This window comes from Burkholderia sp. 22PA0099 (genome assembly GCF_047497165.1).
In the GTDB taxonomy this organism is placed as follows: domain Bacteria; phylum Pseudomonadota; class Gammaproteobacteria; order Burkholderiales; family Burkholderiaceae; genus Burkholderia.
Window position 1 is genome coordinate 2,963,471 of record NZ_CP163165.1, and the last position, 17,194, is coordinate 2,980,664.

General features: G+C 65.4%; 15 protein-coding genes and 1 pseudogene. 8 read left to right on the forward strand and 8 right to left on the reverse strand.

Features of this window, described 5'->3' with window-relative positions:
• Positions 1-125: 125 nt before the first annotated feature.
• Complete coding sequence (locus AB4851_RS28550) at positions 126-1,211, forward strand: catalase family protein (protein WP_414449764.1); 1,086 nt, start codon at positions 126-128, stop codon at positions 1,209-1,211.
• Between the two features lie 32 nt (positions 1,212-1,243).
• Positions 1,244-3,571 (forward strand): FdhF/YdeP family oxidoreductase, encoded by a 2,328-nt coding sequence (locus AB4851_RS28555; protein ID WP_414449765.1) that lies wholly within the window; start codon positions 1,244-1,246, stop codon positions 3,569-3,571.
• A gap of 113 nt (positions 3,572-3,684) precedes the next feature.
• On the opposite strand, the gene AB4851_RS28560 is transcribed toward AB4851_RS28555, so the two are convergent.
• The gene (locus AB4851_RS28560; protein WP_414449766.1) at positions 3,685-3,960 is read right to left on the reverse strand and encodes a hypothetical protein; all 276 of its coding nucleotides are present in this window, start codon (positions 3,958-3,960) and stop codon (positions 3,685-3,687) included.
• Positions 3,961-4,031: 71 nt separating this feature from the next.
• On the reverse strand, positions 4,032-5,840 hold the full coding sequence (locus AB4851_RS28565; protein WP_414449767.1) for a thiamine pyrophosphate-requiring protein: 1,809 nt from the start codon (positions 5,838-5,840) through the stop codon (positions 4,032-4,034).
• Positions 5,841-6,075: 235 nt separating this feature from the next.
• On the opposite strand from AB4851_RS28565, the gene AB4851_RS28570 reads away from it, so the two are divergent.
• A complete protein-coding gene (locus tag AB4851_RS28570; RefSeq protein ID WP_414449768.1) occupies positions 6,076-6,978 on the forward strand; it encodes an SDR family oxidoreductase in 903 nt (300 codons plus the stop codon).
• Positions 6,979-7,031: 53 nt separating this feature from the next.
• On the opposite strand, the gene AB4851_RS28575 is transcribed toward AB4851_RS28570, so the two are convergent.
• The 5 genes from AB4851_RS28575 to AB4851_RS28595 form a co-directional block, all read right to left on the reverse strand.
• Positions 7,032-8,684 (reverse strand): response regulator, encoded by a 1,653-nt coding sequence (locus tag AB4851_RS28575; protein WP_414449769.1) that lies wholly within the window; start codon positions 8,682-8,684, stop codon positions 7,032-7,034.
• Positions 8,677-9,003, reverse strand: coding sequence for a circadian clock KaiB family protein (locus tag AB4851_RS28580; protein ID WP_414449770.1), 327 nt, complete (start codon positions 9,001-9,003; stop codon positions 8,677-8,679). Before AB4851_RS28580 ends, AB4851_RS28575 begins: the two co-directional genes overlap by 8 nt.
• A 108-nt stretch (positions 9,004-9,111) precedes the next feature.
• On the reverse strand, positions 9,112-10,788 hold the full coding sequence (gene kaiC, locus AB4851_RS28585) for a circadian clock protein KaiC (protein WP_414449771.1): 1,677 nt from the start codon (positions 10,786-10,788) through the stop codon (positions 9,112-9,114).
• Positions 10,789-10,919: 131 nt separating this feature from the next.
• Positions 10,920-11,345, reverse strand: coding sequence for a response regulator (locus tag AB4851_RS28590; RefSeq protein WP_414449772.1), 426 nt, complete (start codon positions 11,343-11,345; stop codon positions 10,920-10,922).
• 174 nt (positions 11,346-11,519) lie between these two features.
• Positions 11,520-11,759 (reverse strand): hypothetical protein, encoded by a 240-nt coding sequence (locus tag AB4851_RS28595; RefSeq protein ID WP_414449773.1) that lies wholly within the window; start codon positions 11,757-11,759, stop codon positions 11,520-11,522.
• 100 nt (positions 11,760-11,859) lie between these two features.
• Between AB4851_RS28595 and AB4851_RS28600 the strand changes: the two genes are divergently transcribed.
• Together AB4851_RS28600 and AB4851_RS28605 are read left to right on the forward strand one after the other, a co-directional pair.
• Positions 11,860-12,915 (forward strand): FAD-binding oxidoreductase, encoded by a 1,056-nt coding sequence (locus AB4851_RS28600; protein WP_414449774.1) that lies wholly within the window; start codon positions 11,860-11,862, stop codon positions 12,913-12,915.
• Positions 12,916-12,956: 41 nt separating this feature from the next.
• Positions 12,957-13,640: a M24 family metallopeptidase gene (locus AB4851_RS28605; protein ID WP_414449775.1), complete on the forward strand. Its 684-nt coding sequence runs from the start codon at positions 12,957-12,959 to the stop codon at positions 13,638-13,640.
• 121 nt (positions 13,641-13,761) lie between these two features.
• Here AB4851_RS28605 and AB4851_RS28610 read toward each other — a convergent pair whose 3' ends face one another.
• Positions 13,762-14,631, reverse strand: a complete 870-nt coding sequence (locus AB4851_RS28610) for a LysR family transcriptional regulator (RefSeq protein WP_414449776.1) — start codon at positions 14,629-14,631, stop codon at positions 13,762-13,764.
• A 107-nt stretch (positions 14,632-14,738) separates the two neighbouring features.
• On the opposite strand from AB4851_RS28610, the gene AB4851_RS28615 reads away from it, so the two are divergent.
• The 3 genes and pseudogenes from AB4851_RS28615 (at position 14,739) to AB4851_RS28625 (ending at position 16,952) form a co-directional block, all read left to right on the forward strand.
• Positions 14,739-15,053, forward strand: coding sequence for an EthD family reductase (locus AB4851_RS28615; RefSeq protein WP_414449777.1), 315 nt, complete (start codon positions 14,739-14,741; stop codon positions 15,051-15,053).
• 58 nt (positions 15,054-15,111) lie between these two features.
• Complete coding sequence (locus AB4851_RS28620) at positions 15,112-16,107, forward strand: alpha/beta hydrolase (protein ID WP_414449778.1); 996 nt, start codon at positions 15,112-15,114, stop codon at positions 16,105-16,107.
• Between the two features lie 15 nt (positions 16,108-16,122).
• A pseudogene (locus AB4851_RS28625) lies at positions 16,123-16,952 on the forward strand (oxidoreductase).
• The last annotated feature ends 242 nt before the right edge of the window (positions 16,953-17,194 follow it).

Here is a 17,194-nt window from a genome sequence, read left to right on the forward strand (position 1 = left end):
CTTCGCGCGAGCGATGAACCTTCGGCATCCAGCAAATTCGATGCCCGGCTGGCGTGCGCGCCACGACCGGCGTGGGTACGGCGCTTGCGCAAGCACAAGCGCCCACCCCACCGACGGAGCCATCGATGACCCCCACCGCGCTGACGATCCACCCCCTGCCGTTCGACCCGCTGTTCGAGCAGATCCCCGACGATGAAGCCGATACCACGCGCGAGCTGATCGATGCCCTGAACCACATCCAGGACATCACGTCGCACGACTACGCGCATGCCGTGCGCAGCGTGCATGCCAAAAGCCACGGCCTGCTCGAAGGCGAACTGACGGTGGCCGCCGATCTGCCGCCCGAGCTCGCGCACGGCGTGTTCGCGCGCAAGGGCGGCACCTATCCGGTGACGCTGCGCCTGTCGACCAATCCCGGCGACGTGCTCGACGACGCCGTCTCCACGCCACGCGGCCTGGCGCTGAAGATCGCGCAGGTCGACGGCGCGCGACTGCCCGGCAGCGAGGCGCAAGCCACGCAGGATTTCGTGATGGTCAATGCGCCGGCCTTCTCCGCCCCCACCCCGAAGGCCTTCGTGCGCAGCCTGAAGATGCTGTCGAAGACGACCGACCGTGCGCCGGGCGGCAAGAAGGCGCTGTCGGCCGTGATGCGCGGCGCCGAACGCGTGATCGAGGCGGTCGGCGGCAGCAGCGCGACGCTCACGAACCTGGGCGGCCATCCGGCCACGCACATCCTTGGCGAGACCTTCTACACCTGCGCGCCGTGCCTGTACGGGCCGTATTTCGCGAAGCTGGCCGTGGTGCCCGTCTCGCCCGAGCTGGTCGCGCTGAAGGATGCGCCGATCGACCTGAGGGGCCGCCCGGACGCCCTGCGCGAAGAGGTGGTGGCCTTCTTCGCGCGGCATGGCGGCGAATGGGAGCTGCGCGTGCAACTGGCGACCGACATCGAAACCATGCCCGTGGAGGATGCCTCGGTCGCGTGGCCGGAGGACGTCAGCCCGTATGTCGCGGTCGCGACGATCCGGGTGGCGCCGCAGCCGGGCTGGACCGACGCGCGCTCGACGGCGATCGACGACGGCATGAGCTTCAGCCCGTGGCACGGCCTCGCCGCGCATCGCCCGCTCGGTGGCGTGATGCGCGTGCGCCGGGCGGCCTACGAAACGTCAGCGGCGTATCGCGGCACGTTCAACGGCTGCCCGGTGCACGGCTGAAGCACACGACCCACGAATCCGGAGCTCAGACCATGCACGATACCGACGAACCCACCACCCGCGACGCCCCCGACACCGATCCCGAACGCCGCAACGCGGCCTATCCGCACGCGTCGGGCGGATGGGGATCGATGAAGGCGGTCGTCGCGATCCTGGCGAGCGAGCACGCGGTGCGCAAGGGCGGCGCCGCGCTGATGCGGCAGAACAAGCCGGACGGCTTCATGTGCGTCAGTTGCTCGTGGGCCAAGCCGGCCGGCCCGCATCCGTTCGAATTCTGCGAAAACGGTGCGAAGGCCACCGCGTGGGACATGACGTCGAAACAGGTGGGCGCCGCGTTCTTCGCGGCCCACACCGTTACCGAACTCGCCGGCTGGCACGACCACGATCTCGAGGCGGCCGGACGGCTGACCGAGCCGCTGCGCTATGACGCGGCCAGCGACCGCTATCTGCCGGTCGGCTGGCAGCAGGCCTTCGACGAGATCGGCCGCGAGCTGAACGCAACCACGCCCGATCGCGCGGTGTTCTACACGTCGGGCCGCGCCTCGCTGGAAACCTCGTACATGCTGCAGTTGTTCGCCCGCCAGTACGGCACCAACAACCTGCCGGACAGTTCGAACATGTGCCACGAAAGCAGCAGCGTCGGCCTGCAGGCGGCGATCGGCGCGGGCGTCGGCACCATCGGCCTCGACGATTTCGAGCAGACCGACCTGATGTTCTTCTTCGGTCACAACGTCGGCACCAACAGCCCGCGCATGCTGCATCCGTTGCAGGACGCGCGCCGTCGCGGCGTGCCGATCGTCACCTTCAACCCGCTGCGCGAGCCGGGCCTGGTGGGCTTCACCAATCCGCAATCGCCGCGCGAGATGCTGACGCCGGGCGACACGCAGATCTCGACGCAATACCACACGCTGCGCATCGGCGGCGACACCGCCGCGTTGACGGGCCTGTGCAAGGCCGTGATCGCCGAGGACGACGCGGCGCGCGCCGCCGGTGCGCCGCGCGTGCTGGACACGGCCTTCATCGATGCGCACACGCACGGCTTCGACGCGTTCGCGCGCTACGTGCGCGAGACCCCATGGCACGCGATCGAACGCGAAAGCGGTCTCGCGCGCGCCGAACTCGAGCGCGCCGCCCGCCTGTATTGCCACGCCAATGCGGTCATCGTGCATTACGGCATGGGCATCACGCAGCATCGGCTCGGCGTGCAGAACGTCCGCATGATCTGCAACTTCCTGATGCTGCGCGGCAATCTCGGCAAGCCCGGGGCCGGCGTCTCGCCGATCCGGGGCCACTCGAACGTGCAGGGCCAGCGCACCGTCGGCATCACCGAAAAACCGGCGCTGGCGCCGCTCGACATCCTGGCCCGCCAGTTTCACTTCGAGCCGCCGCGCGAGACCGGCATGAACGTGGTGGAAGCGTTCGAGGCGATGATCGACGGGCGCGTCGATGCCGTGTTCAACCTCGGCGGCAACCTGGTGCGCTCGGTGCCCGATCGCGATCGCATCGAGCCGGCCTGGCGGCGCCTGCGGATGACCGTCAACGTCGCCACCAAGCTGAACCGCACGGCGCTGCTGCCCGGCGCGGTGTCCTATCTGCTGCCGTGCCTGAGCCGCATCGAGATCGACCGGCAGGCGGGCGGCGAGCAGGCGGTGTCGGTGGAGGACAGCACCGGGCGCATGCACGGCTCGCGCGGCGTGGCCGAACCGGCCGGCGAGACGCTGCGCTCCGAGCCGTTCATCGTCGCCGGCATCGCCACGGCCACGCTCGGTGCGCGCAGCACCGTGGCCTGGGATGCCTGGCGCAACGACTACCGGCTGATCCGCGAGGCGATCGCCCTTACCTACCCCGAGATCTTTCACGATTTCGACGCGCGCATGTGGACGCCCGGCGGTTTCGCGCGCCCGTTGCCGGCACGCGAACGCCGCTGGATGACGCCCAGCGGCAAGGCCGAATTCGCGGTGCCCGAATCGCTCGGCGAAGACCCAGACATGCCGGCCGGCGAAGGCGCGCTGCGGCTGATGACGATGCGCGGCGACAGTCAGTTCAACACCACGATCTACAGCCTCGACGACCGGTTTCGCGGCATCTACGGCGACCGGATGGTGCTGCTCATGCATCGTGACGACATCGCCGCGCATGGCATCGGCACGGACGAGCGCGTGACGCTGGAAACCATCGCCCATGACGGCGTCGAGCGGCGCGTGGCCGGCCTAAAGGTGGTGCCGTACGAGATTCCGCGCGGCTGCGTGGCCGGCTATTACCCCGAGTGCAATCCGCTGCTGCCGCTCTGGCATCACGCGAAGGGCAGCAAGGTGCCGGGGGCGAAGTCGATCCCGGTGCGGATCGTCGCGGCCGGGTGACGGCGATGGCGGCGCCGGCGAGGAACGGCACATGAGACCGCCCGCCGGCGGCCGCCCGCCCACGATGCCGGCGTGCAGGCCGCACCGCCTCCGCGTTCAACCGTGCGGGCCGATCAGCGCAGCGCGGCGCTCGCCTTCACGAAGGTGCCGGCATCCGAATCACGGATCGCGTGCTTCAACGCCTTCAGGGCAGGCTTCAAGGCGTCCTCCGACGCCGCGTCTCGGTCGACCACGGCTGCGGCCTCCTTCTCCAGCCGGTCCAGCAATTTCGCGGCACAACGCGTGTCGAGGCTGCCGGTTCGCACGAGGTCGGCAAGCTTCTCGCTCAGTTCGACAAGCGCAACCGGTTGCGTCAGTGTCTGCACACTTTCACTGCCCTTCTTACCCATGATGAATGTCCTTTGTGGTCGACCCACTGCCTGCGCCATGCCGAACCCACGCCGCATCGACACGCGCCTCGTTACGATTTGCCATCATGCTTTCCCCCCGGCAGCACCGACGCCAGCACCTGCCGCGCGGTATCGGCGACGACACTGCGTTCGCGAGGATCGCCCTTGACCAGCGTCTCGGCAAAATGCCTGGCCTGCTGCAGCGTGACGTGCGGCGGCAGCGGCGGCACCTCCGGATCGCTCTTCACCTCCAGAAGCACCGGGCGATCGGCCGCCAGCGCCTCGTCCCAGGCCGCCGCGAGCTGCGCCGGATCGTCGACGTAGATCCCCTTCAGCCCGATCAGCTCCGCGAACTTGTGATACGGCACGTTCGGCACCTGCTGCGACGCGTCGAACTTCGGATCGCCCTCCATCACGCGCTGCTCCCACGTCACCTGGTTCAGATCCTCGTTGTTCAGCACCATGCAGATCCAGTGCGGATTCGGCCAACGCTTCCAGTACTTCGCCACCGTGATCAGTTCGGCCATGTTGCTCATCTGCATCGCGCCGTCGCCCACCACCGCGATCACCGGCCGCGCGGGATGCGCGAACTTCGCCGCGATCGCATATGGCACGGCCGCTCCCATCGACGCGAGCCCGCCCGACAGCGATGCCATCATGCCGCGCCGGATCATCAAATCGCGTGCGTACCAGTTCGCGCACGAGCCGGAGTCGCTGGTCAGGATCACGTCGGCGGGCAGCTTCGGCGACAACTCGGTAAACACGCGCTGCGGATTCACGCCGCGCCCGGGGCTCGCATCGGCCAGCGCGCGCTTGGCGAGCGTGTCGTGCCAGCGCCGGTTCCAGCGCGCGATCCGGTCGCGCCAAGGATGCGTGTCGCGCTCCTTCAGCAGCGGCAGCAACTGGCGCAGCGTTTCCGCGGCATCGCCGACCAGATTCACCTCCATCGGATAACGCAGGCTCAACATGTCGGCCTTCAGGTCGATCTGCACGCCACGCGCCTTGCCCTCTTTCGGCAGGAATTCGGCGTAGGGGAAACCGGAACCGATCATCAGCAGCGTGTCGCATTCGTTCATCAGCTCGCTGCTCGGCTCGGTGCCGAGCAGGCCGATCGAGCCCGTTACCCAGGGCAGATCGTCGGGCAGCGCCGCCTTGCCGAGCAGCGCCTTCGCCGCGCCGGCGCCGAGCCGGTCGGCCACGGCGATCACCTCGTCGGTCGCGCCCAGCGCGCCGGCGCCCACCAGCAGCGCGACCTTCGAGCCCGCATTGAGCACCTCGGCCGCGCGCTGCAGATCGGCCTCGTAGGGCACGACCTTGGGCCGCGCATAACCGACGCCCGAATGCGCGGTGCCGTGCACACGCTTCGGCGGCTCGTAATCGAGTTGCTGGAGATCGTTCGGCAATATGATCGCCGTCACGGTGCGCGTCGCGATCGCGGTGCGCACGGCCCGATCGATCAGATGGCGCACCTGCGCGGGCACCATGGCGGTCTGCACGAACGCGCCGGCGACATCCTTGAACATCGCGGCCAGATCGAGTTCCTGCTGATAATGCGCGCCGAGCGCGGCACGCGCCTGCTGCCCCACCAGCGCCAACACCGGCATGTGATCGAGCCGGGCATCGTAGAGGCCGGTGATCAGATGCGACGCGCCGGGGCCGGACGTCGCGATGCACACGCCCAGCTCGCCTGTAAATTTTGCATGCGCGCTCGCCATGAACGCCGCCATTTCCTCGTGCCGGGCCTGCACGAAATCGATCTTGCCCTCGGCGCGGTTCAGCGCGCCGAACACGCCGTTGATACCGTCGCCCGGATACCCGTAGATGCGCCGCACGCCCCACTCCGCAAGCCGTTCGACGATGAAATCTCCGACTGTCGCCATCGCGCTGTTCCTCCATGCATGCGCGCGGCGCACCGACAGGGGCCGGCCGCCTTCCTCGCGCAGGTTGCGCAGATGAATGCGCAAGCGTCGTGCCGCGATCGCGACATGACGCGATCCGGCCGGACCTGCGCCGCAAAACCTTGAACCGTCGATCACGATGGCACGACTGTTGCTGACATCGACAGACGTAGCGGACCTCGCGTCCCGCCTTGCCAACAGAACACGGAGCGCTCTCATGACCGACAAACCCGATCAGACCACCATGCAGGACCCGCTCACGCAATATCCGCAGCCCGACTTCGACAGACAGCCGCAACCCGCGCCGGGCCTGGCCCGCAAGATGCATCCGAAGCCCGATCACGGGGAGCAGAGCTATCGCGGCGCAGGACGCCTCAAGGGCCGTCGCGCGCTGATTACCGGCGCCGACAGCGGCATCGGACGCGCCACCGCGATCGCCTTCGCGCGGGAAGGCGCCGACGTCGCCTTGAACTATTTACATGATGAGGAGGCCGACGCCGGCGAGGTCGTCCGGTTGATCGAGGAAGCCGGCCGCAAGGCCGTGGCGCTGCCTGGCGACATCAGCGACGAAGCGTTCTGCACGAAGCTGGTCGACGATGCCGTGCGCGCGCTCGGTGGCCTCGACATTCTCGTGAACGTCGCCGGCAAGCAGGTGTACGTCGAGCACATCGCCGACCTGAGCACCGCGCAACTCGAAGCCACGTTCCGCACCAACGTGTTCGCGATGTTCTGGCTCTGCAAGGCCGCCCTGCCGCATCTGCCGCGCGGCGGCACGATCATCAACACCACCTCGATCCAGAGCTACCAGCCGAGCCCCGGGCTGCTCGATTACGCGTCGACCAAGGCCGCGATCACGGCCTTCACGCACGCGTTCGCCAAACAGGTGATCGACCGGGGCGTGCGCGTCAACGCGGTCGCGCCGGGGCCGATCTGGACGCCGCTGCAACCGAGCGGCGGCCAGCCGCAGGAGAAGGTCGAGGTATTTGGCTCCGAAGCGCCGATGAAGCGCCCCGGCCAGCCCGCCGAGCTTGCGCCGATCTACGTGCTGCTCGCCTCGCAGGAATCGAGTTATGTGACCGGCGAGGTTTACGGCGTGACCGGCGGCAATCACCTGCCCTGATCAGCCGGCACGCCGATTCCGATCTCGTAACGCCTCGATGCGTCGTGCCGACGTCAAACCAACATCCGTGCGATCGTGCTCGCCAGGATTTCCAGTGGAAACGGCTTCAAAAGCACCGCAGGCTCGGGGCCGGATATCGCGCTGAAATCGAGCTTGTCGGCAAATCCCGTGATAAACACGATGGGCAATCGGGGCGAGCGCTGACGCATCGCGACGGCCAGCTCGCCGCCCGTGACACGTGGCATGGCGTAATCCAGCAACACGATATCGTGCTGCCGCCGATCCAGCGATTGCAGCGCCGCCGGTGCATCGGCTGCGACATCGACGATGTAGCCGAGCATTTCCAGCGAGTCGACAAGTGCGGTCCGAATGGCGTCGTCATCGTCGACCACCAGAACATATTTCGGCTCGGTCGCATAGGCGGACGCCTTCTCTCGGGTTGACGAGCTGGCCACCACCGCCGGTTCCGTCAGGCGCAGGAGGATGGTCACCTTGGTGCCGATTCCGCTTTCACTTTCGATTCGTGCAGTTCCGCCTGCCTGACGGGCAATGCCGAACACCTGCGCCAATCCAAGCCCGGTACCCGCACCGATTTCCTTGGTCGTGAAGAACGGCTCGAATGCCTTGGCACGGACATGATCGGGCATGCCGTGACCGTTGTCCGTGACGCCGATCTCGACATAGCGGCCCCGCGTCAACTCGGGATCGCCGCCAATCTCGACCACGCGCGAAGCGATGACCAACGCGCCCCCCTCCGGCATGGCGTCTCGGGCGTTGATTGCCAGATTCAACAATGCGAGTTCGAGCTGTGTCGAATCGGCCACGACCGGGGTGGCGGATGCGTGCAGCTCGAACGTGATGTCGATACCGGTTCCCAGGCTTCTCGTCAGCATCTCCGACATGCCGGTGATCAAGTCGTCCACCACCACGGAAGACAGCGCAACTTGCTGGGTTCGGGAAAAAGCCAGCAACTGCGCGGTCAGCTTTGCCCCGCGCATCACCGAGCGCGCCGCATTTTGCGCCCATTTCTGCACTTTCTCCGCATCGGCGGCCATGTGCTGAATCAGTTCGAGATTGCCGTGAATTGCCTGCAGCAGATTATTGAAATCATGCGCGAGCCCGCCGGTCAACTGGCCGACCGCTTCCATCTTCTGCGACTGGCGCCGCTGCGCCTCCGCCTGCCGTTGCTCGCGCAGATCGGTGATCACCGCACACACGATGATCTGGTCCGCCAGATCGCTGACAAGCAACGGGCTCAGCGAAATCGAGACGGCGATGGCCGCGCCGCTGTCATTGATCAGTTCGAATTCACGGCGTGCCGGCCGGGTGCTTCCGGCCGCCAGGAAGCTGGCGTAATCGGGAAGCGCCGCGGCATCGAGATGCCGGGCGAACGCCTGCCCCACGATTACGGCGTGTTGCTTTCCCAGCAGTTCGGCGACCACGCGGTTGGCATACAACACCGAGCCATCGGCGGAGAGCATCAGCGCGCCCTCCTGCATCTGCTCGATGAGTTCGCGGTATAGCCGGTCCGCATTCACCAGCGTGTAAAGGCGCGCCGAATGATTCTGCTCGCCGACGACGGCGTCGACCGCCCCGCTTCGGATTGCATCGAGCGCTTCCTCCGCCTCCTGCAATCTGGCCCGAAGTTCTTCGTGGGTCAGATCTGCCAGCTTGGATTCGCGATCGTCGTACTCGCGGTCAGGCATGCTTGTCGACTCCGGAAAGTGGCAGGCTGAGTGCACTTAAAAGTTTGTCGCGATCGGACAGATCGCCAATGATGCGTCGTACGGGAAGCGGAAAGACTTTGACGAGCGTGGGGACGGCGATGATCTGATCCTCCATGCCCGCCTCCGGATCGAGGTACAGATCGATGATCTGCAGATCGACACGGCCGGCCAGCACGGTCGCACAAAGTCTGCCCGCATTCTCGATCGCCCGGGCGGAGCGCGGCGTGCTGCCGGTGACGTAAAGCTTCAAGACATACCGCTCCGGATCAGGGCCGGGTACAGCGGTCGAATGGGTCACATGGCGCCTTTCGTATCGTGTCGAACGTTGCGCGGTAAGCGAGTGCCATGCAACTGTGAAAAGACGCCCCTCGGGCGCTCCCCGCGGAACGATAGAGTCATTCTCACGTCAGGCACCTCGCCGTCGCGCGAGAGTTTCCCGATCTTCGCTCGCCGTTTCCTCGGCAATGCGCGTGACCTGATCTTGTGCGCTCGCTTCTTCGTCTTCCTCATTCAGAGAGGCCTGAAGTTCGGCGATCTGCCGCTTGATCGCCTGGCGCTTGCGTTCTGCCTCACGGTGCGCCCGTTGCGCACTTTCCATTCGCGCCGCGGCTTCCGCGCGCTCCCTGGACTCCTGCGAAACCCGCGCGGCCCCGGTCAACACGCCTCCTGCACCGATGTACGCCGGCACCAGCTCGATTCCGTCCGAACTCAGCGTGTATTCGCGGATCTGGTTTGAATGCGCCATGCCACGAGCCTTCAGCACATAGAGCGTCCGGTTCCGCTCCCCGTTGGCCTCGGTGTTGAACAATGCGACCCAGACATCCATCAAGGACGACACGCTTCGGTCGTTGACCGAGGCGGCCGTGGCCACATCGACCAGGCTGGTGAAAACACATGTCGTGCCACGCGCCTTCAGCATGTCGATCAGGCGGAGGAATACCGCATGCACTTCATCCTCCAGCCCGCGGAACGCGGACAACGGATCGATGACGACCAGGGACGGATCGAACTTTTCGATGTCCCGATACATGCGCGCAAGATGCATCTCCAGCCCGAAAAGGCTGGGACGCGCCGATTCGAAACGCAATTGGTCGCCCAGGAACTTGCCCAGATCGATGCCGACCGAGCGGAGGTTGCGGATGACCTGAGCGGGCGACTCCTCGAATTCGAAAAACAGGACCCGTTCGCCACGCTCGCAACTCGCTTGCGCAAAGGCCGCCGCAAACGTGGTTTTACCGGTGCCCGCGAGGCCTGAAATGAGGACGCTCGAGCCGCGATAGATCCCGCCCCCGTCGAGCATCCGATCAATGCCGGCTATGCCCGTGGGGAGGATCTCTTCGGGCGAGGGATGATCCAGGCTCGCCGAAGTAATCGGTAAAACGGTAATGCCCTCGGCATCGATCAGGAACGGGTATTCGTTGGTGCCATGGGCAGACCCCCGATACTTCACCACGCGCAGCCGGCGCGTGGTGACCTGGTCGCGCACCCGGTTGTCGAGCACGATCACGCAATCCGACACATATTCTTCAATGCCGTAGCGCGTGAGCGTGCCGTCGCCCCGCTCGCCCGTGACGATGGCCGTCACGCCACGCTCCTTCAACCAGCCGAACAGACGGCGCAACTCGGAGCGAAGCATGCTTGCATCGTTGAACGACGCAAACAGGGTTTCGATGGTGTCGATCACGACGCGCCGGGCCTTGACCTTGCGGATCATGACATCCAGGCGGATAAACAGGCCTTCCAGATCGTAATCCGGCGTCTCGTCGGTTTCCGATGGCCGCAGCTCGATATGGTCGATCAGAAGCCGGTTCTGATTGGCAAGCTCGGCTACGTCATAGCCGAGCGACGCCACGTTGGCGGCCAGATCCTCCGAGCGCTCCTCGAAGCTGACGAAAACGCCCGGTTCGTCATACCGAGTGGCCCCTTCGACCAGAAACGTCATGGCGAACAAGGTCTTGCCACAGCCCGCGGCGCCGCACAGCAGCGCAGATCGCCCGCGCGGCAGCCCGCCATGGGTCAACTGATCAAATCCGGCGATCCCGGTCGGGGTCTTTGGGATTCCTGATGGATGAAAGGTTGCCAACGCTGGCCTTTGATAAGTGGACGTTACGGGGAGCGAGAGGACATCGGAAGCTCATTGTCGCACCATATGGGGCAAACGGCGGCGACTCGCCGCCGTTTCCGTCAACGCCCCCTGTCGAACGGCGGCCGCGCTTACTGACCGACGTTCTTTCCTTCGGGCGTGGCGAGTGCCTCCGCCAAATCGGACAGCACGATGGGTTTGACGAAATAGCGCTCGAAACCGGCAGCGGCGGCACGGTTGCCGTCGCCGGACTGGCCGTACCCCGTGAGTGCAAACAGCCGGAGCTTCGCATGCCGTGGCTGACTTCTCAGAACGCCCGCCAGCGCATAGCCGTCCATCCCGGGCAAACCGATGTCCAGGATGGCGACATCGGGCTCGAATTGCCCCGCGACGGAAATCGCATCAACCGGATTGATCGCCGTCGAAACCTCAAAGCCCTTCATGGTCAGATACGCCTCCATGACCGATAGTCCGTCCAAATAATCGTCGACCAATAGCACCCGCATGCTGTCACCTGTTTGTTGCGCTCGCCCGGTTTCGGGCAATGCGCTTTGCATAATGGAAAAGATTCGTGTGTGTCGAACCGAACCGGTGGCCCGAACTCGTGGCGATCGCCGCACGTCATCACGGCCCGCGAAACGTCCTGCCAACGCATGGCCGACGCCCGCGCCGCCCGTCGAGCCATCGAGGCACGGTGAGATTCTGGCGCATTAACGGCATGCCGATACGAATTATCGGCCTTGGACGCAGCCAAGGAAAAACCGGCGGCAGCCGGGTTGCGGGTCCAGCACGGATCGAGCCTGCACTCGGTCGCCGCGCTGCATCGACTCCGGCACCTCGCGGAAGATGCCGTTGCCGCATACGCGCAACGCCTCGTCGCGGAACGCCACGCTCGCCCAGAAGTCGCCATCCACATCGCCACGCGCCGGCGTCTGCCGGCCGGCATAGTGGTCCAGCGGCGGCCGCGTCAAATGGTACTTCAGCTCGATGTCGGCGCTTTGTATAGTCGCGTCACATCCGAAGCCCGGCCGACACGCCGGGCAGCGAGATGGACATCGACGTGGGGGCATCATGCAGGCGCAGGTCCAGAGTCTCGAATTTCGCGGGCAATCCGTCGTGATCCTCAACCTACTCCCGGAAAATACGGCGTTCCATTATCGGGAGGGCCAGTATTTGAGCATCGCGCTGCCGGGCACGGACCAGCATCGCTCCTACTCGATGGCCTCGCCGTGCCGCCCGGACGGGGCGATCGAACTGCACATCCGCCTGCACGAGCATGGGGCGTTCTCGCACATGCTGCGCGAGCGGATCGAGATCGGCAGCACGTTGACGCTGTCGGGCCCATACGGCGACTGCATTTGGAGCGTGCCGGCCGACGCTTGCGCGAAGGTGATCCTGCTGGCGACCGGAACCGGCATCGCGCCGCTCAAGGCCATGATCGAACGACACGCGAGGAGCGCGCCCCGCAACGCGGTGTGGCTGTACTGGGGCGGCGATCGGCCCGAGGACTTCTACGTGGCGCAGGCATTGCGCGCCCTGGAGCAGGAATGCGCCCATTTTCATTTCGTGCCGGTGCTGCGGGAGGGCGCTCCGGATTGGGCCGGAGCCCGAGGCTTCGTGCAGGATATCGCGGCAGCCGACCATCCCGATCTCGGCGATGCGTACGTGTTCGCCTGCGGCTCCCCCATCATGGTGCGCATGGCGCGCGAGCGTCTGATGACGACATGCGGCTTGCCGGAGGACAGATTTTTCTTCGACGCCTTCGAGCCCTCCGAGCCCCATGCGGATGCCGCCGCACGCGCGTCCGACGCGCCTGTCACGCTGTCGGTGCAATTGCCCAACGGTGCGCGCCATGCCGTGCGTTGCCGGGCCGGAGAACCGCTGATGCGCTCGCTCGTTGCCGAGCACTTCGTCCAGGCGATCTGCGGCGGCAATCAGTCGTGCGGCACCTGCCGCGTCACCTTCGACGAGGCCGACCTGGCTCGGCTGCCCGTCATGTCCAGGGCCGAGCGGCGCCTGCTGGCGGCGCTGCCGGCCAGTGGCCCGTGCGACCGGCTGTCGTGCCAGTTGAACGCCGACGCCCGCTACGAGGGCTTGCAACTGCGTATTCCCCCACAAGACTTCTGACCGGATCGTCGATCCGGCTGCCAACGTGAAACGAGCCGCTCATGAACCAACCACACAATCCGCTTGAAGCCGTCGGATCGCATTACGACGCGGCACAGATGCTCGTCGCGCGCGAGCATACCCGTCGTGCCGTGCAGGCGATCGCCGCCGCGATGCAGCCCGGCATGATGGAGTCCGAAGCAATCGAGACGGCGAAGGACATCCTGGCCGAGATGGGCCTGCTGCGGGGCTGGCACGACGTGTACGTGCGGTTCGGAAAGAACACCGTGCAGATCGGCGGCACGCCGGACGATCCCGACATCGTGCTCGGGGAAGACGACATCTTCCTGGTGGATATCGGGCCCTGCTGGCAACACTGGGAAGGCGATGGCGGCGACACGTTCGTGACCGGCGCGAATGCGGAAATGGCGCGCTGTGCTGCCGACGTCAAGGCGATCTTCCACGAAGTGCGCCGCCACTGGCTCGCCACGGGGGCATCGGGCAAGCAGTTGTACGACTTCGCGAAAGCCAGCGCCGAACGGCGAAACTGGGTGTTGAATTTCGACTTGCCGGGCCACCGCATTGCCGATTTTCCGCACAAGGCCATCGTCAACGTCCCCTTGTCGGGCATCGAGTTTTGCCCGTCCCAGGAGATCTGGGTGCTGGAGATCCACATCCGTGATCGGGACAGCCGCTTCGGCGCCTTCTTCGAAGACACCTTGCTCGACGATTCGTATTTCGATTGATGGCGCGGCGAGGCGCGAATGCGCTGTTCGTCGTCCGGGTCGAACATTCCGTCAATTTGATGGCCGGGATGTTGACCGGTGAGGCTAGGCGCGCAGCCTCGGCGTTCCAGCTCAATACGCCTCAAGAAGCATCGAACGACGAATGCGCCAGGTGCTTGATCGCGAGATCGACGAATGCGCGAAGACGATGCAACCGGCTGAGATCGCGATGGTAACCCATCCAGATTTCTCTGGGCGGCGGGTCGTCATCCAAATCCAGCCTGCGGATGGCGCGGTTCTGGTCTCCGACAGGTCGGGGTAGTACCGCGATACCCACCCCTTCGCCACACATCTGCGCCTGGACATTGCGATTATTGGATTGCAATACCACGCTGGCATTCGGGAAGCGCCGCTTCAGCCAATCGATGTCCGGGAATGTCCCCGTCGAGGTGTCCATCGCGATCAACCGATTCCCCGCACCGTCGCCATCGACCGGATCGGTGCTGGAGGTCGCGACGTAGACCCCGTATCGCATCCGAAGCAGCCGCTTTTGCACAATGTCCGGCCCCTCGAACGGGACGATACGGAAAGCGACATCCGCCTCGCGTTGAGCCAGATTGAACAAGCGCGTTCCGGTGAGAATCTCGATGTCGACAAGCGGGTATTCGCGCGAGTATTCGGCAATCACCGGCGGCAACGCATAGGCGCCGAACCAATCGGCCGCCGACACCCTGAGCGTGCCTTCCAGCTTCCGCTGTTTGCCGGCCAGCCGCCGCTCCATGGACAGCGCGCTCTCTTCCATTTGCTCCGCGAGCGGCAGGATCGCAGCACCCTCCTCGGTCAGAACAAAGCCGTCCGTGGTTCGCTGAAAAAGCACCTGCCCCGTGGATTCCTCAAGGACACGAAGCCGCCGTCCCATGGTCGGGTGGCTCAAGTGCAGCGCGCGTGCGGCAGCGCCCAGGGTGCCGGTACGCGCTATTGCAAGGAAGATCCTGACGTCGCCCCACTCCATACCAACACCCACATATTTGAACGGACTCCGTTCATTATATTCGATTGCCGAACAATAATGAGTTGAGCGAGACTACGCACCCTCGAATGGAAATAAAGGAAATCGTCATGGCGCACCTTGCCCCCGCTATCGTGTACGTGACCTACGAGGGCACGCCGGACAGTCGCTTCGATCGACGCTACTACGTCGAGCAGCACCTCCCGCTCGTCATGCAGGCATGGCAGCGCCACGGTCTCGAGGACGTCACGGCTTTCTTTCCGCCGTTGACGCACGTCGGCACGCTGGTGATTTGTGAATGTCGCTTTCGCGACGCAGCGGCAATCGACGCCGCCTTTGGATCTCCGGAAACCCCGGATGTCATGGCCGACGTTCCGAAATTCACCGACATACGCCCAACGCGCTTTCGCGTCGCCCCACTTTGAGCGGGTCAATGCAATACCGACGCCGTACCCCCTCACGCTTGAAGACAGGAGAATGATCTTGGCTTTCTGGAAACATGCTTCCCCGCGTACCGTGCGTCGCGGGCATATGTGGATTTCGGGCGATCGGATCGAACGAAATGGACAGACCTACCAACGCGGCCCGCTCTTCGTCGAGTGGGAAACGCCGGACGAGGTGACGCGCCCCTGGCCAATCGTACTTCTGCATGGTGGCGGCTATCAGGGCACCGAGTGGTTCGACACGCCGGATGGCCGGCCCGGCTGGGCGCAGCGCCTGGTGGAGGCCGGCTACGCGGTGCTTGTCGCCGACCGTCCAGGGCAAGGCCGCTCGCCGTTCCACACCGAAACGATGGGCCCCATGGGGCCACCGTTCTCCTACGAACACGGCCGCCATATCTACTTCCCGGCCGAATACGAGGGGCAACACACTCAGTGGCCCTTTGCTCGGGACGATGAAGCGGCAATGGATGAATTCATCGCCGGCTATGGCCCGCTTCCCGCGGACCTCGCGTTTTCCGAAGACATGGAAGCGGATCGGATCGCGAAGTTGCTGGACAGAATCGGCCCGGCAATCCTCCTGACGCATTCGGCGTCGGGGCCGGTCGGCTGGCTGGTGGCGGACCGCCGGCCCGGGCTGGTCAAGGCGATCGTCGCCGTCGAGCCCATGGGGCCGCCCTTTGCGACGATTCCCAATATCGGCTCGCTCACGTGGGGCCTCGCCGCGGCGCCGCTGACCTGGGAACCGCCGGTCGCTTCGCCTGACGCGTTGCGCGCGGCCGCGCCCGGCACGCACCGATTGCCCGCGCTCGCCGGATTGCCGATCGTTGCCGTCACCGCCGAAGCCTCGGCCTTCGCCGCCGCCAGCCAGCCGGCGATCGAGCAACTCAAGGCGGCCGGCAGCGAGGCCGAATTGCTGCATCTTCCCGATCACGGCGTGTTCGGCAACGGTCACGGGCTCATCTACGAGAAGAACTCCGATGAGGCGCTGGCGCCGGTGTTGAAGTGGCTCATCGAACATACGGAAGAACAGCACTGAGTGAAGGGGAAAACCGTGAAGAAAACCTGGTTGATTACCGGTTGCTCCAGTGGTTTGGGTCAATATCTCGCCCAGGCTGTCGCGTCGCGAGGCGACCAACTGGTGGCCACCGCCCGCGACCCCGAAACGCTGCGAACCTTGGCGCAGCAGTTTCCGGAAACGGTGCGAGTGTGTGCGCTGGACGTGACACGATCGGAGGAGGCTCGGGCTGCCGTGGCGCTGGCGGCGCAAGCCTTCGGTGGGCTGGACGTACTGGTCAACAACGCAGGCTACGGCTTGTTCGGCGCGATCGAAGAGGCCGTGGCCGACGAGTACCGCCCGATGTTTGATGTCAACGTGTTCGGGCTGATCGAAGTGACCCGTGCCGCATTGCCGATGCTGCGCCAGCGGCGCGGTGGGCGCATCGTCAATTTGTCTTCGACGGCGGGGATTGCGGGGGGGCCGGCTCGGGCTATTACGCCGCCACCAAGTTCGCCGTGGAGGGCCTGTCCGAAGCGCTGGATCAGGAAATACGGCCCTTCGGCCTGCGCGTCGTCATCGTCGAGCCGGGCCCATTCCGTACGGCCTTCCTGGGGCGCTCGATCACGCTGGCGAAACACCGGATCGGCGACTACGACCAAACTGCAGGCCAGCGGCGCGCTTACCGCGACAGTAACGATGGCAGGCAAGCCGGCGATCCGGCCAAGGCGATCGATGTCATTCTGCGAGCCGTCGATAGCGACGCTCCGCCGTTGCACCTGCCCTTGGGGCCGGTCGCCTACGGCGTCGCCGATCGCAAACTGGCGGCGTTTCGTGAGGACATCGACGCATGGCGTCGGATCGCCATTGCGACCGACTTCGATTGAAACCGGGCGAGCACCGTGTTGGTGACGTACAGGGCCGCTTCGATTTCATCCGGGTTTCGATACCCCCGTTGCATCTAAACGTGCCAAGGCGTTTCGGCAGGGGCTCGCCGAAGCCGCATCGGCGCCACGCAACGCCGCGCGGAGTATGATCGCGCGGTCGCGCATGCCGAACGGTCGCGCCGTCTTCACAAGCTTCCACATGTCGCCAATCTCCGTCGCAGACCTGGGCTCACGCATATGTA